11 protein-coding genes and 1 tRNA gene are annotated in these 15,785 nt (G+C 41.0%); 5 read left to right on the top strand and 7 right to left on the bottom strand.

From position 1 onward, the window contains the following. Window positions 1–91: 91 nt before the first annotated feature. The 5 genes from HXT39_RS00295 to tgt form a co-directional block, all read right to left on the bottom strand. Window positions 92–1,102, bottom strand: coding sequence for a LacI family DNA-binding transcriptional regulator (locus tag HXT39_RS00295; RefSeq protein WP_103013734.1), 1,011 nt, complete (start codon window positions 1,100–1,102; stop codon window positions 92–94). Window positions 1,103–1,491: 389 nt separating this feature from the next. Beyond that, complete coding sequence (locus tag HXT39_RS00290; RefSeq protein ID WP_064622043.1) at window positions 1,492–1,953, bottom strand: nucleoside deaminase; 462 nt, start codon at window positions 1,951–1,953, stop codon at window positions 1,492–1,494. Between the two features lie 74 nt (window positions 1,954–2,027). Further along, window positions 2,028–2,798: an alpha/beta hydrolase gene (locus HXT39_RS00285; protein ID WP_004109429.1), complete on the bottom strand. Its 771-nt coding sequence runs from the start codon at window positions 2,796–2,798 to the stop codon at window positions 2,028–2,030. Window positions 2,799–2,944: 146 nt separating this feature from the next. Next, a tRNA-Leu gene (locus HXT39_RS00280) sits at window positions 2,945–3,027 on the bottom strand. Between the two features lie 75 nt (window positions 3,028–3,102). Next, window positions 3,103–4,428, bottom strand: a complete 1,326-nt coding sequence (gene tgt, locus HXT39_RS00275; RefSeq protein ID WP_004109431.1) for a tRNA guanosine(34) transglycosylase Tgt — start codon at window positions 4,426–4,428, stop codon at window positions 3,103–3,105. 185 nt (window positions 4,429–4,613) lie between these two features. On the opposite strand from tgt, the gene HXT39_RS00270 reads away from it, so the two are divergent. Next, window positions 4,614–6,407 carry a S1C family serine protease gene (locus HXT39_RS00270; protein ID WP_103013735.1) on the top strand — a complete coding sequence of 598 codons (1,794 nt, stop codon included), beginning with the start codon at window positions 4,614–4,616 and terminating at the stop codon, window positions 6,405–6,407. Window positions 6,408–6,542: 135 nt separating this feature from the next. Here the strand turns inward: HXT39_RS00270 and HXT39_RS00265 are convergent, their stop codons facing one another. Together HXT39_RS00265 and rlmB are read right to left on the bottom strand one after the other, a co-directional pair. Then, window positions 6,543–8,348 carry a hypothetical protein gene (locus tag HXT39_RS00265; RefSeq protein WP_103013736.1) on the bottom strand — a complete coding sequence of 602 codons (1,806 nt, stop codon included), beginning with the start codon at window positions 8,346–8,348 and terminating at the stop codon, window positions 6,543–6,545. A 130-nt stretch (window positions 8,349–8,478) separates the two neighbouring features. Beyond that, complete coding sequence (gene rlmB, locus HXT39_RS00260; RefSeq protein ID WP_064621762.1) at window positions 8,479–9,474, bottom strand: 23S rRNA (guanosine(2251)-2'-O)-methyltransferase RlmB; 996 nt, start codon at window positions 9,472–9,474, stop codon at window positions 8,479–8,481. 226 nt (window positions 9,475–9,700) lie between these two features. Between rlmB and HXT39_RS00255 the strand changes: the two genes are divergently transcribed. The 4 genes from HXT39_RS00255 (at window position 9,701) to HXT39_RS00240 (ending at window position 15,691) form a co-directional block, all read left to right on the top strand. Continuing rightward, window positions 9,701–12,691, top strand: a complete 2,991-nt coding sequence (locus tag HXT39_RS00255; protein WP_064621761.1) for a cation-translocating P-type ATPase — start codon at window positions 9,701–9,703, stop codon at window positions 12,689–12,691. A gap of 298 nt (window positions 12,692–12,989) precedes the next feature. Next, a complete protein-coding gene (locus HXT39_RS00250) occupies window positions 12,990–13,976 on the top strand; it encodes a DNA adenine methylase (protein WP_102703278.1) in 987 nt (328 codons plus the stop codon). Window positions 13,977–14,066: 90 nt separating this feature from the next. After that, the gene (locus tag HXT39_RS00245; protein ID WP_180963727.1) at window positions 14,067–14,945 is read left to right on the top strand and encodes a type II restriction endonuclease; all 879 of its coding nucleotides are present in this window, start codon (window positions 14,067–14,069) and stop codon (window positions 14,943–14,945) included. Further along, window positions 14,942–15,691, top strand: a complete 750-nt coding sequence (locus tag HXT39_RS00240; protein WP_233186329.1) for a TRM11 family SAM-dependent methyltransferase — start codon at window positions 14,942–14,944, stop codon at window positions 15,689–15,691. Before HXT39_RS00245 ends, HXT39_RS00240 begins: the two co-directional genes overlap by 4 nt. Window positions 15,692–15,785 lie beyond the last annotated feature (94 nt).

Genomic DNA, 15,785 nt, shown 5'->3' with positions numbered 1-15,785 from the left:
GTACGCTCAGGTGATTGCTGCACACGCTTACAAAGTCACGGTACAAAAATCAATAACAATAGTGTCAAGCTATAGAATAACAGCCTTACAGCTACGCATTTCCTAACGATTCACGCGGAATATACATAGTTTCTACTCGCTGCGATTGAACATCAACATTATGTTCTAACATATCCAAAAAAAGTGCAGCACTAGTACGACCAATGCGCTGAACTTGTTGCGAAATAGTAGAAATACGCGGCGTTGCTAAGCGGAATATTTCAACATCATCAAACGAGATAAGTGAAATATCACTGCCTATCACTAATCCTTCACGAGCCATTACATCCATCACTCGCAGCGCATCTGGCGAAAAACCGACAATAAGTGCTTTTACACCAACGCTAATCATGCGATGCAACACGCTAGCGCATGAGGATTGTTCAAATCCCGTAGATTCTACAAATACATGTTCTTCGCCAAATATCTCCGAAGCCACTGTACGAAATACTTGTTCACGTTCTTGCAGTGACGGTGAAGCGATAATTGGACCCGACACGTAGCCAACTGAGCAAAAACCATGTTGTTTAACATCCAATAATGCTTCACGAATACCTTGCTCTGGATCCGAATCCACAACTGGCACATGCGTCAAATCGCCAGTCCGAGACTCCACATGTCGATCCATAAACATAAGTGGAAGATGCTGCTCCATCAACATTCTCATAGCATCAGTTTCCTCACCTTGAGGCACAATAATCGCACCATCAATGCGTTGAGAAAGAATACTTGTAATGAATGAATCTTGACGAGCTGCACTCTCAGAAGATGTTCCAATAAACGCACAATAGCCGGCATCAAACAACGAGTCTTGCACAGTATACGCAAGCTCAGCAAAATACGCATTGCGTATATCTGGCACAAGTAGCCCCACTGTCTTAGTACGAGATGACCGCATCGCCTGAGCGCGAGAATCTGGTATATAACCTAGTTCCGCAACTGCACGCTCAACTTTCGCCTTAGTGTTTGCCGATATACGACCCGTATTATTCAATGCGCGAGAAACAGTTGATACTGATATACCAGCACGTTGCGCAACATCGCGAATCGTAATGTACGACATGACACCTCCAGCTCATCTCTTATGCTCAACCAGTGTTAACAATTTTGCACTGTTATCGATATGTTTTGATTTTAGCTTGTACTCCATGTTTTATACTACGTTTTTCCATATACTCCTCTCGTTGGAGAAAAACAGCACTATGCAACCATGCATAAGAGCCTCTGTGCAATCTTATTCTCAATGAGCAGCTTCATCAGCGCTGAATAGAATCCGCAATTGAGATAACGTTCCCACAATTGTCGGTTTCTTCAACTTACCTCATGCGGTAACGTTACCGCAACTATAACATTTTGCTAGAATGAACACAAGGGGAACACGCTAAAAATTACTTTTCATGCACTGCGTTATCTTGAATTAAACGCAACATTAAAAAATAATGCAACACTTATCTAACGTTGATGCGCAAAAAAGTTTCGCAAGGGTTGAGCACACTCAGATTCGCATACTGAACCAATGACTTCCGGACGTGAGCCAACATGAGGATCTCGCAAAATATCCCATACAGAACCACACGCACCAAGTTTGGCATCCCACGCCCCGAAAATCACGCGTTTAAGGCGCGTTTGCAGCACAGCTCCAGCACACATAGGGCAAGGTTCAAGAGTTACTACCAGAGTACAGTCAGATAGATTCCAAGATTTACGCGAGGTAGCAGCATCTTTCATAGCAAGCACTTCAGCATGAGCCAAAGGATCAGCGCTCTGCTCTCGCATATTTGCGCCTTTGCCAATAATATTACCGCTACCATCAAGCACAACTGCTCCAACTGGGACTTCGCCTGCAGAAGCAGACTCTCGAGCCAAATTCAAGGCTTGATTCATTGCAAATACTATCTCATCGCGCATATTCATGAAATCACTTTACAAATTAATTTACAGATTAAGAAAAAACAAAATCGAATAAATTTACATAAATCTAAGTAAATTTACATAAGCCCAGAAGAAATATCGTGAGTTACGAACCACTTGCGAATATCGCCAATTTCGTTCATATCAACAGCGTGATCCAACCCGCGATAACGACGTTCTTCAAGCCAAGTGTGCTCCTCAAGCCACGCTGCAGCAGCCGAGAATTCGTAAGGAGGAATCACGCCATCCTCTAATCCGTAGCCGAAAAATACAGGAGTATTACGCTCAGCTAAATCGTTATCTTGTAATGCGATTTCTTCCGAGGAAGCAGGAACACTAGGCGCTATGAACCCGGAAAGCGAAACGGCCGCACGGTAGCGCGAAGGATTCAAACGCAAAACGTGCACCGCGAGCGCAGCGCCTTGCGAAAAACCAAATGGCACAATGTCGCGATTCGCTGGAATATTTTCATGCACCCATTCGTCAATTGCTACAGCAGCAGCATACATATCGTAATCTAAATCTTCTCGCTGCGGCACAGCATCGTGGAACCAACTGTAAGCGCCTTCTGCCAACTTAAGTGGAGCACGTAAAGCGATTGCATCATTATATGGTGCAACTACTCGCAACAAATCCAATAAATCTTCCTCGTTAGAACCCCAACCGTGAAGGAGCAAAAGCAGCGGATGCGTTGGATGAGCTGAAGCATTCCCTTGCGAATACTGTGCATTCATAACTTTTAAAGGCTCACCAAAACGACCCGGCACAACGTGAGATTCGCGACCAATATGTGGATCGTAAGAATTGTCACCTACATTATTGATATTTAGTTCATCGTTAGTGTTCATTACATCACCGTCGCTTGTAATAAATAAAAGTTTGTACAATACTCGCACTTTTTTGCATTGCAGTTGCAATATAGTTGCCTTATATTTGCACAAAAGGCCAGAATAGTAAGAGGCAAAGCCCTTGCAATTCCAGCCTTTTTAACTAGTGCGAACGGCGGGACTTGAACCCGCACGAGCATACGCTCACTGCCACCTGAAGACAGCGCGTCTACCATTCCGCCACGTTCGCATACAAAGTGCAAGGCTATCATATTTAACATAAATTCGCAATATTTAACCTAGCATTTTGCGCTCAAAACTACTCTCAGCCTTTAGAACCGTTTTCGTAATAGTGTGCAAGAGTCTCATCGCGGAACTCTTCAAAATATCCGCCGTCAATAGAAGCTCGAATATCGTCGAGCAGCTTCACAAAGAAACGCTCATTATGAATGGTTGCAAGCGTAAATCCATTCATTTCACTAGCGCGCAACAAATGATCCACATACATTCTGGAATAATGCGTGCAAGTGTAGCAATCGCAGCCTTCTTCAAGCGGACGCTGATCATGCTTAAACTCTGCACGTTTTACGTTGTAGCGACCATGACGAGTAAAAATTGCTCCGTTTCTTCCGCAGCGAGCTGGAGCCACGCAGTCGAAAGTATCTCCGCCGTTTTCAACGCAAGCAAAAATATCATCCACGGCTGCAATACCAAGCACGTGGCGTGGGCGATTTTCCGGCATAGCATCGCAAATCCAAGCGCAAGTATCACCAATAATTCGCTTCTCAATAGCGCCACCAATGCCTACGCCATCAAAATCTAAAGAAGCAATCTGCTCGGCCGCATGCCTACGCAAATCCTCATAATTAGCACCCTGCACAACGCCATACAATGCTTGATACGGCTTGCCTACACGCTCCTCGGTTAAACGCTGATGCTCTGCAACACAACGCTTTGCCCAGCGGAAAGTGCGCTCTACAGATTCCTCTTGATATCGGCGAGTATTCATCAAAGTAGTAAGCTCGTCGAAAGAAAACATAATATCCGCGCCCAGCTTATGCTGGATTCCCATAGAAATTTCAGCACTAAAACGGTGCTTAGCTCCGTTAAGAGGAGACTTAAAAGTTACGCCATCCTCGTCAACAAAAGCCATACGCTCCTTACCGGCTGCAATAACATCATCCGACTTCATGCCAGTAACGTCCATTGCAAGGGTCTTCTTAAAACCAGCACCCAAAGAAAGAACCTGAAAACCGCCAGAATCCGTAAAGGTTGGCTTATCCCAGTTCATAAACTTTCCCAATCCGCCAGCTTCGTCAAGAACATCCGCGCCAGGACGTTCGTACAAATGAAAAGCGTTTGAAAGCATGCACTGAGCGCCCAAATCCTTAATGCTTTCTGGCAACACTGCCTTCATTGCAGCTTGCGTTGCAACAGGTACAAATGCTGGGGTCTGAATATCTCCGTGAGGCGTGTGAATTACGCCGGTGCGCCCATAGCGAGCACCGTCACGACCTTTACCTTCAGCAGTATTGGAAAGTCGCGTTTTAGTTGTAAACGAAAATTCTTTGCGGTCACCAGGCTTCCCAGGCTCAGCTCCGCGTGGATGTTCAAGAAGACTTGTCATAGCATTTACTTTATTAGAAGGCATGACGAGTATAAATAAAAAACACACACAATTTATATTTTTCTGTGACAATATCCAAATTAATTTGCAAAATTTATGAAATTTACAAGGCAAATTATTTAAAAAATTATAAAAAAACATACTATCTCTTACATAGATAATGGCATGGTTTATTATGGTGTGTTAAGAGTCTTTTGTAAGGAGGATGAATGGCTGACGATATGTATGGTGCAAATCAGCAGGAATCCAATGAAACTGCAAATAATGGATATTACGAGCAGCAGGAACAACCGACGCAACCAGCACAACCAACGCAAACAACGCAACCAGCACAAACATATAGCCCAGCTCCTGAATTCGGAGCTTACGGCCCAACAAATAACGAAAATGAAGTTGGTACAAACACTACACAGTATCCAGCTAACAATTACGCCGTAAACCAAAATAACGATGCGGATAATACAAATATCAACAATGCTCCTACGCAATACATTGGATCACAAAATTACTACGGAAATAATAATTTTAACGGCTTCGGAAATCCGTATAATTACGGCACAGACAATAATTCTTACCCAAATAATGAAGTTGGCAATCAAACACCAGCGCAACAGAATTTTAACAATAATGCAAGTAACGAAGAAAATGAAAATATAGCAAAAACAAGCATTATTAGCACAAAAGCAGCAAATACAAACGACACAAACAAAAAAGGTAACAAAAGAAAAACAAAAAGCTCTTCGTCAACTGCTTTTGTTGCCATTTTATCCTCCGCAATTTCTGCAATAGTTTGCGTAGTTGTAGTTCTATTTGTAATCTCGCAAGGTCTTATTTCAATTCCACAAAGCGGCTCTTTCGCAAACATCGGCTCTCATTCTTCTGGCCCTGGGACCGCAGTAGTTAAAGGCGGACAATCTCCGGATTGGCAAGGAGTTGCAAAAAATGTTTCCGGAGCCGTTGTTTCTATACAAACTCGTTTAGAGAAAGGCATGGGGAAGGGTTCTGGAGCAATTATTGATTCAAAAGGTTATGTTGTAACAAACAATCACGTAATTGCTAATGCAAAAGAAATTCAAGTAACCCTTTCTAATGGTCAAATTTATTCAGCTACATTAGTCGGAGCAGATAAAACTACTGATTTGGCAGTACTTAAATTAGACAATTCACCAAATAATTTAAAGACAGTCCAATTTGCAGATTCTAATCTGCTTTCCGTTGGCGAACCGGTTATGGCAATCGGAAATCCGCTTGGATATGACGATACAGCTACCACAGGCATTGTTTCGGCTTTAAATCGTCCAGTATCAGTTATGGACGACCAAAGCCGCTCTGAAATTGTAACTAATGCAGTACAAATTGATGCAGCTATTAATCCAGGAAATTCAGGCGGCCCAACTTTTAACGCTGCCGGAAAGGTCATAGGTATTAATTCTTCTATTGCAGCGACATCAGCTCAAGGGGAGACTACAGGATCTATCGGCATCGGCTTTGCAATTCCAGCAAATCTGGTGAAACGAGTAGTTACAGAAATTATTAAGAATGGTTCTGTAAAGCACGTAGCACTAGGGATCATGATTAAAAGCACAGCAGTTGAGTCCGAAGGAATTACTCGCGGAGGAGCTCAAATTGTTTCTGTCAATCAAGGAAGCCCTGCTGAAAAAGCCGGACTCAAAGCCAATGACACTATTGTTGCCTTTGACGATAAGCCTGTATCCAATAATTACGCACTCCTCGGGTATGTGAGAGCAACAGCGTTCAATCAAAAAGCTACGCTCACAATAGTTCGTAACGGCAACACACTTAAGTTGCAAGTTACATTCAACCAAGAAGAAACTGCTGTTAATGGCACAAATAAGCAAGAAAAGAAATTAAAGAAAAACCAAAAGAAGCCTGGTAAAAAACGCGGAAGTAACTCGTACGATGGTGACGATGACGATTTACAACAACGTGGAGATGACGATGGTGACGATGGTGGAATATTTGATCCATTCGGTTTCTGGTAAATAAAACCGCATGTTTTACTATTAAAAAGTAAGACACTGTAATAAAAATGCCCCTAAATAAGTTAGTTAACTTACGCAGGGGCATTTTCATAATGTAATTAAATATATTTAAATATAATTATATAAATGCGCTAATTATTTTTTGCGCTCATATACAATAATTCTTCCTTCTGAGACTCCTGCTTTCCAAGATGATTTTGTTTTAGCAATAGTATGCTCAGTATAATGGTCGATATTGTAGTTTAAATACACAAAATAATACCAAGGCTTATCTGATTCTGTGACAAAGAATTTAGGTTCTTTCTTTGCTTTGCAAGCACCCATTTCATTTGATGCCTGTTCTTGAGATGGCTGCTCATTTGTAATAAACGAGCTATTCTTATAACTGCAATCAATAAGATTCTTCGAGAAATAAGGATTTGCTGTAATAAGCTGCCACGAATATTGATGAATATCTTCAAATTCAGGAACAATAACATTACCTTGTTTATCCGTTTTTTCATCTTGATGTAGCCAAGACGTTACGAATCGCATGTTTTCAGCATGATTTTGCTTAATAAATTGCGCAAGTGCGCGCGAACCTGAATAGTCGAATCGAATATCGTTAACGCAAGAATACCCGTTCCAAATCAAGCTTGGGGATAATAAAACAACAATAATAATGCCAGCAATAACTTTGCTTCCGGCAGATTTACTTGCAGATTTACTATTGCTATTTTCAGCTTTATTTGCAGCTTTGAACAACCTAAAAATAATCGCCGGAATATCTTTAGATTCCAGTGGCTTACGCGCAATACACATCCAAAGTTGAGATACGAAGAATACAAAAACGATTCCTGCGTGATGCAAAGTGAAATATTGCGTGGCAATTGCCGCAAAAGTCAAGTAAGGAAGTATCAAAGAAACAAGCATGCCTCTTCGATAAGCGATTCTTACAGCGAAAGACCATATTAAAATCGAAATAATAACGCAAATAATCGCGGAAGGTACGCTTAGCATAAGTCTACGTAAAGAAACATCGCCAGCAAATTGAGTGAACATACTTTCTGATGGCATAACGAAAATAAATGACAAGAATTGTATAAGAGGAGAATTTCCGTCGAATGTTTCACGCGATGCGAAAGCGTTAGCAGCAGGCCAAATGCAAATAATGCTTGCAATTCCAACTAAAGCAAGGATTATCCAGCTTACTAATCTGTTAGTGTTAGAGACTATTTCAGCGAAAGCTTTTTTAATTCCTGCAGATTTTACAACTCTCCAAATCCACGCAAAAGCAAAACCTGCTGCTAAAGCAATGCCATACGCGCTGATTGCACATAAAAGTACAAGACTTAAAGCGAGTTTCCAAGTATCAGAAGACTTAGAATCAGATTGTTTCCAATAATGCGCAACCATGAACAAAGCCGCGCAAAGAAGAGCATACGGGCGTGAAGTAACGCCATATTGGAAGCACAAAAAATACGTAAACGGAAGCAAAAACACAGCCAATTTACTAAAAGGCGCGCGAAAAATAAGCCAGCCACCCAAAAGCGCAGTGCATAGAAGTTGCACGCCTTTAAGACCAATTTCGTATGGAACTCCTGTTTTTGCAGGTATGGAAAGAAGCAAAGTCCAAAGCGGCGGATGGCCTTCATAATGTGGGCGAAGAGTTAACAAATCAGCAAACGAAGAATCGCGTGCAATAAGCCAACTTTGAGCTTCATCAAACCAAGGCTCGTGGAAGCACATAACTGCTACGACGACAGATAGGTATGCAATAAAAATAAGTGAACGAGCATTCTTTACGAACCATAATTTATTTGTTGTTTTTAAAGTTTTTGTCACATTTAAAGTTTTTTTTGTTTTTGACGTACTTGTGTTCGTATTTGTACCTGTATTTGTAACAGTATTTTCGTTCATAAGTGTTTTATTTTCTTCTATAGTATTTTCGCTAATATGCATATTTCTATTTAATTATTTCTTTCAAAATTGCGTAAGTACTAAACTTCAGCAAATCCAAAGCCCCAACCAAATAAAATCACGCTAACACCGTAACAATACAGTGCAAGCGTGATTTTAAAGTTTGAAAATTTCAGTTTTGATTCAATGCAGCCAAACGACGAGCGTTAGCAACAGCGTACAAACTGATGCCTGCTGCAACAGAAGCGTTAAGAGATTCAACCGCGCTAGAAATTGGGATTCCAGCAATAGCATCGCACGCTTCTCTCGTAAGGCGACTCATGCCCTTACCTTCAGAGCCGAGCACAACAACTAACGGATCAGTTTCAAAGCCAGTTTCTCCAACAAGCTTATCGCCGCCGCCATCAAGACCAATTGCATACCATCCGCGCTCTCGCAAACCTTGAATTGCCTTATTTAAATTAACAACTCTAGCAACTGGCAAATGAGCTGCAGCACCAGCAGAAACCTTCCAAGCAGCAGCAGTTACGGAAGCACTTCTGCGCTCAGGCAAAATCACACCATTAGCACCGAAAGCTGCTGCAGAACGAATAACAGCACCCAAATTTTGAGGATCCGTAACGCCATCCAAAGCAATAAACAATGGTCGAGCATTAATGCGAGCAGAATCTGAATCAGCAGCTTCCATTGCGCGCGCCTTCTTTTCCGCTCGTTCAACCAATTCTTGCAAAGAGTGATACTGGTAAGGCTGAACTTTCAAAATAATGCCCTGATGATTCGTACTATGCGCAATACGATCCATTTCAAGGCGATCCGCTTCAAGCAAACGCAAACCCTGCATGCCTGCTAACTTCACGATTTCGCGCGTGCGATCGTCATGCTCAATGCGATTAGCCACATACAATTGAGTGCTTGGAACTCCAACTCTTAACGCCTCTAAAGCAGCATTGCGACCAATTACTAACTCATCTGAATCACTACCAAGCTTATCCACTCTGCGGCGCGCAGCCAAACGCGGATCTGCAAATGTGCGCTTAATAGCAGCTTTCTTAGCAAAATAAGCTTTGTGATACACGCGATCTTCAGCCTTCGGAGTAGGACCTTTTCCGCGCAAAGCATTGCGATGTTTTCCACCCGACCCCTTGGTCGGCCCTTTTTTCGTAGTCATACTCCTATTCTCACATGCCCCCAAGGCATTGTTTAATAGCTTTCTGAAGCTGGCAAAGTCTGCTGATTCTAAGCTCGGCGCGTTGTATGGCATAATAGAACGGTACTTAATTGTTGCAAACTATTGCAATATTCCACAACCGCGCAATAGTTACAATACGAAGCGCTAAAAATAGCGTTAGCATTGCGATTATTGACTACTCCGCGGCACTCCCAAGGGGGAAGATATGGTTGATCACGCTCTTGATCAATCCAATAAAACAGCTGACTCTTCAGCTAATAGCAAAGATCCATCATTGTGCGATGTTCAGCAAGTAGCTAAATCACTTAACGTAGATATTACATGCGGTTTAAGCTCTGAGGAAGCTGCAAAAAGACTTAATCAATTCGGTCCAAATGCACTTGCTGCTGCTCCTAAAATTCCAGCATGGAAACGGTTCCTTGATCAATTTAAAGATCCGCTCGTTTACTTGCTTATTGCAGCAACTATTATTTCTGCAATTGCGTGGTTTGTTGAGCGCGCACAACATAAAGGAAACAGCGGTGGAGAGATTCTGCCGTTTGATTCAATCGTAATTATCATTATTTTGATTGCAAACGCAGTGCTTGGCTACATTCAAGAGTCGCGAGCAGAAGAAGCAGTCGAAGCTTTAGCTAGAATGAGTGCTCCGCAAACTTCAGTTTTGCGCGATGGTAGCGTGGTGCGCATTAATACTGCAGAAGTTGTGCCAGGCGATATCTTAGTGCTTGGCGAAGGAGATGCCGTGTCTGCAGACGGTCGACTTATAGCAGCGGCTTCATTACGCGTAGCTGAGGCAAGTCTTACAGGCGAATCTGTTGCAGTAAGCAAACGTCCGAATACGCTTTCGTCTGCAAAAGCTTTAGGCGATCGCACAAATATGGTTTTCAACGGAACTGCTGTTACGCAAGGAACCGGTCGCGCTGTAGTCACCTCTACAGGTATGCGCACACAAGTTGGCAAAATCGCGGATATGCTTTCAAAATCAGATGACGAAGCAACACCTCTCGAGAAAGAAATGGTACACGTTTCTAAAGTTCTTGGAATTGCGGTGTGCATTATTGCAGCTGTTGTTCTTGCTTCCATGTGGCTGATTGAAGGCTTCCACAGTATTCAAGATATTATTGATTCTCTGCTGCTTTCTGTTTCCCTAGCTGTTGCTGCTGTTCCAGAAGGTTTAGCTGCGATTTTGACAGTAGTTCTTGCGCTTGGCGTGCAACGAATGGTGAAGCATCATGCTGTTGTAAAAAAGCTTTCATCCGTGGAAACACTTGGTTCTGCTTCTGTTATTTGCTCCGATAAAACAGGCACCTTAACTCGAAACGAGATGACTGTTGAACGCGTAGTAACACCTAGCGGCGAAGTTCAGCTTACAGGAAGTGGTTACAAGCCTGAAGGACGCATGATATTAATTGGTTCTGCGGACGCAGATTTAGCAGTACCGCAAAATCTTGCTACAGAAGTATTAGGCGCGTTAGGCTCCGGATGTTTGGCTAACGACGGCGATTTACATTATGACGAAACTACTAAAAGTTGGCAGCCAGTTGGAGACCCTACAGAAGTTTCGCTAGTAGTAGCAGCTCGTAAAACAAAAGCGGACAAACGTTACGCTCATTTGACTCGAGTTGCGGAAGTACCTTTTACTTCTGAACGCAAACGTATGTCTGTTGTTGTTAAAGATGGTTCGGATTCTGGAAATCTGATTGTTTGCGCTAAGGGCGCTCCGGACGTGTTGCTTTCTTATTGCACGCGTATTGCAGTAGCTGGTGCCGTGCGTCCGCTTACTGACGGCGATCGCGAAGATATTTTAGCAACTGTTGAACGTCTTTCTGGAGAAGCCTACCGCACGCTTGGAATGGCTTATAGGCCGCTTGGAGTCGATAGTCTTTCAAAAGTTGATGGCATGGTTTCTAACGCTGCAGGTCAAATCGCGGACGTTGCGGAACAAAGTGACGTACTAGAATCTGATTTGATTTGGAATGGCATGGTTGGAATTATTGATCCTCCGCGAATTGAAGTTCGAGATAGTGTAGCTCAAGCTCATCGCGCTGGAATCCGCACTGTTATGATTACAGGCGACCATCCTCTTACGGCTACGCGTATTGCTCGAGATCTTGGGATTATTGGAAAAGATGAGCATGCACTTACAGGCGACGAACTTGACGAATTGCTTTCACGCAACGACGATAATATTGCTTTTGATGAAGCTATCAGTAAAACTAGCGTGTACGCGCGAGTAGCCCCTGAGCACAAGTTAGCTATCGTTTCTTCGCTTCAACGTCAAGGAAACATTGTTGCTATGACTGGTGACGGCGTAAACGATGCTCCAGCCGTAAAGTCTGCCGATATTGGCGTTGCTATGGGCATTACTGGTACAGAAGTAACTAAAGAGTCTGCCAAGATGATTTTGGCTGACGATAACTTCTCTACAATTGTTGCAGCAGTGCGCGAAGGTCGCGGAATTTTCGACAATATTCGTAAATTCTTGCGATACTTGCTCAGTTCTAACGTTGGCGAAGTCTGTACTGTTTTCGGCGGCGTTGTTTTCGCTGGCGCACTGGGAATTACACAGCCAAACTCTGTTGGCGTAACTTTGCCTTTGCTTGCAACTCAGCTTTTGTGGATTAACTTGCTTACGGATGCAGCTCCTGCACTCGCGATGGGCGTTGATCCGCAAACTGACGACGTAATGGATCGAAAGCCTCGAAAGCTTACCGATAGCGTTATTGACCGACGAATGTGGGGAGATATTGTATTTATCGGCATAATCATGGCTGCTATTACGTTAATCGGTATGGATATGCATTTGGCAGGTGGATTCTTTACGGACCGTTCTGTTGGAATTATGGATCACGCTGCTCAGCTTACTCACGCTCGCACAATGGGCTTCACAATTCTTGTGTTTGCGCAAATGCTGAATGCGTTAGCATCTCGTTCAGACTCACAAAGCGTATTTGTAGGCTTATTTGCAAATCGTTGGCTTTGGGGTGCTATAGCAGTTTCTGTTGTGCTCCAGTTGGCTGTAATTTACATACCGTTCTTGAATGAACCATTTGGCACTGTTCCTTTGAGCGTAACGGAATGGTTCGAGTGCCTCGGTCTTTCAATGGTCGTGTTAATTGCTTCCGAATTGCGTAAATGCGTGCTTCGTTTCATTGCAAAACGTAAAGCAGCAAACGCCTTAACTATTGCCGCTTAATAAAATACATTATTAAGCTGTTTTACAAATACGCGGTACAGTACGTAGTTTTCTTACATAACCTACGTTTCTGTGCCGCGTTTTGTGTTTTTATTGTTTTCATATTTCTTTATAAACTACAGATATAAAAACTAAAGTTATCCACAATTTTTATATTTTATTGATATTGAAACATTTACTTATAAAGTAATATTCAACAATTGAATTTAAAGGGAAATATTTTTACATAAAACATATTCTATTGTGAAATATCTGATATAGGGAAAATAAAACGTATGCTTTTGGGGGAGAAACAATTATGAGTGTTGGAAATAAGCTAAATCTTATTTGTAAAGCTGATAGTACAATAGTTGAACAAGGGAAATTGAATATATTAGGCTTGGAGAATTTGATTAAAGTGGCACAACTAAAACCTTTTTTGAAGTGGGCCGGTGGGAAAAGTCAACTTCTTAATGAAATTAAGAAGTACTATAGATTTACAAATTCAGAAGTTACCAAGTATGCAGAACCATTTATTGGCGGCGGAGCTGTGCTATTTGATATTTTAAGCCTGTACGATTTACAAGAAGTGTACATAAGCGACATTAACGCTGATCTTATTAATACTTATAAAGTAATTCGAGATAATATCGAGGAGCTGATTATTTCTCTTAAAAAGTTATCAAACGAATTTTTGCCATTAAATACGCCTGCACGCAAGGAATATTACTTAAGTAAGCGAGAATTATTTAATTCTATCGGTTCTGGAGATTCGTCAGAAAATACCCTAAAAGCAGCACTAATGATTTTCCTTAATAAAACTTGCTTTAATGGATTATTTAGAGTGAATAAAAAAGGACATTTTAATGTCCCAATGGGTATGTACAAAAATCCGCTAATTTGCGACGAAGATAATTTAAGGGCGATTTCTAAAAAATTGCAAAATGTAACAATCGTGTGCGGAGATTACAAGGAATCAGCCGATTTTATTGATGAGCATACTTTTGTTTACTTTGATCCACCATACAGACCAATTACAAAAACAGCGAATTTTACAGCATATACAAGCCAATCTTTTGATGATAAAAATCAGGTAGAGCTTGCTAATTTTGTATCTCTTTTAGATAAAAAAGGCGCGAAAATAGTTGTTAGCAATTCAGATCCAAAAAATACTAATTACGCAGATAACTTCTTTGACGAAATTTACTCTTCATGCTCTATTAAACGCGTTGACGCTACCAGGATGATTAACAGCAAATCGGAAGGTCGCGGAAAAATAAAAGAACTATTGATATCGAATTTCTAGTTAATTTTGTTGAACAATAATTTGGTTCATAAAAGTAATTGCGCTTACGGAAATAATCGTTATCACAAGAAATAGTTATGGAGAAACATTATGGAACGAAATTTTAACAATTGGCTTTCAACATTTCGCGAAAGCATTGCAACATATGATTTTTATGTAGATTTTCACAAAGTCTACTCTAATGTTGATTCAATAAAAGTTGAATTAAATATATTGAATTCACTTATTGGTTCACAAAATATCGAAAAAGATTTTGACGGATTACTAGTTAAATATCCAGAAGTAATAAAGTGTGTGCCAATACTTTTGGCTGTTAGATCCTACGAAATATACTGCCAAGATAATAGTGAAAATAATACTTTTTATTTTGATCCTAAAAGATTCAGTTCATTATCACAACTTGAACGCGAAAAATATAAATACTTTATGCGTAAAACTGGATTATTTGAGCTTTTACAGCATCATATTGTTACAAATCTAGTTGATTATGTCACGGGTATTGAAACAGGTCTTGATTCTAATGGAAGAAAGAATCGAGGCGGTCATCTTATGGAAGATCTTGTGGAAAGCTTCATACAATCTGCAGGATTCGTAAAAAATGAAAATTATTTTAAAGAAATGTATATTCATGAAATTTCTGATAAATGGAATGTCGATCTTTCATCAATTTCAAATCAAGGAAAAATGGAAAAACGATTTGATTTTATTGTAAAAACAGACAGAACAGTGTACGGGATAGAGACAAATTTCTACAGCACAGGAGGAAGCAAACTAAATGAAACTTCTAGAAGCTATAAAACACTCGCACTAGAAAGCAAAGATATAAAAGGCTTTACATTCGTATGGTTTACAGATGGCAAGGGGTGGGAAAGCGCGCGTAATAATCTTGAAGAAACCTTTGATGTCATGCCAAATCTTTACAACATTTACGATATGGAACATAACATTATGAAGGAGATTTTTAGGTGACTCAGAATCATATAGCGCGCTGGGAACCAGATGATTTTGAACTGGAAATGACCACTCACTGGTCATTCCCGAACAGAGGAAACTGGGCTACTCATGACGCAAAGTGGCGCGGGAACTGGTCGCCTTATGTTGTTAGGAATCTTCTTTTGAGATACTCTTCAGAAAACGATTTAGTACTAGATCAATTCGTTGGCGGAGGCACAACACTTGTGGAAGCAAAGTTGCTTAACAGGAATATCATCGGTGTGGATGTTAATGATTTAGCGCTTAATAGGTGCAACGAAAAAGTAGATTTTGAACACGAAGGAGCTAACGGAAAGGTTTTCATTAAAAAAGGAGACGCTAGAAATCTAGATTTTCTAGATAATGAAAGCATTGATTTTGTCTGCACTCACCCACCATATGCAAATATAATTAAATATAGCGAATGCATTCCAGATGATTTATCGCTTTTGGACATTAATCCATTTTTAGACGAAATGAAAAAAGTAGCATCTGAAAGCTATAGAGTTCTAAAGTCTGGGAAGTTTTGTGCGATATTGATGGGAGACACAAGGCGAAAAGGTTGCATGATACCTATGTCGTTTGAAGTAATGAAAATATTTCAAAATGTAGGATTTACGCTCAAAGAAATAATCATTAAGGAACAGCATAACTGTAAAGCAACTGGGTATTGGAAGACAAATAGTATCAAGTATAATTTTTTGCTGATTGCTCATGAATATTTATTTGTTTTCAGGAAATAGCTTGCAGAATACTCACAGACCGCGGCACGCGCTACAATTGTGCGTATTGTATTTTTCGCGCAAAATAGCAATAAATATTTCGTGCGAACAATGA

The organism is Gardnerella sp. DNF01159 (assembly GCF_049244215.1).
Classification (GTDB): domain Bacteria; phylum Actinomycetota; class Actinomycetes; order Actinomycetales; family Bifidobacteriaceae; genus Bifidobacterium; species Bifidobacterium swidsinskii.
The sequence above is the reverse complement of the archived record's forward strand: the minus strand, read 5'-3'. Positions and strand labels throughout refer to the sequence as shown.

Excerpts from the sequence above, each read along its gene's own strand:
- HXT39_RS00295 (WP_103013734.1), bottom strand. The coding sequence starts at position 1,102 with ATGTCGTACATTACGATTCGCGATGTTGCGCAACGTGCTGGTATATCA.
- HXT39_RS00290 (WP_064622043.1), bottom strand. The coding sequence starts at position 1,953 with ATGAATATGCGCGATGAGATAGTATTTGCAATGAATCAAGCCTTGAAT.
- HXT39_RS00285 (WP_004109429.1), bottom strand. The coding sequence starts at position 2,798 with ATGAACACTAACGATGAACTAAATATCAATAATGTAGGTGACAATTCT.
- tgt (WP_004109431.1), bottom strand. The coding sequence starts at position 4,428 with ATGCCTTCTAATAAAGTAAATGCTATGACAAGTCTTCTTGAACATCCA.
- HXT39_RS00270 (WP_103013735.1), top strand. The coding sequence starts at position 4,614 with ATGGCTGACGATATGTATGGTGCAAATCAGCAGGAATCCAATGAAACT.
- HXT39_RS00265 (WP_103013736.1), bottom strand. The coding sequence starts at position 8,348 with ATGCATATTAGCGAAAATACTATAGAAGAAAATAAAACACTTATGAAC.
- rlmB (WP_064621762.1), bottom strand. The coding sequence starts at position 9,474 with ATGACTACGAAAAAAGGGCCGACCAAGGGGTCGGGTGGAAAACATCGC.
- HXT39_RS00255 (WP_064621761.1), top strand. The coding sequence starts at position 9,701 with ATGGTTGATCACGCTCTTGATCAATCCAATAAAACAGCTGACTCTTCA.
- HXT39_RS00250 (WP_102703278.1), top strand. The coding sequence starts at position 12,990 with ATGAGTGTTGGAAATAAGCTAAATCTTATTTGTAAAGCTGATAGTACA.
- HXT39_RS00245 (WP_180963727.1), top strand. The coding sequence starts at position 14,067 with ATGGAACGAAATTTTAACAATTGGCTTTCAACATTTCGCGAAAGCATT.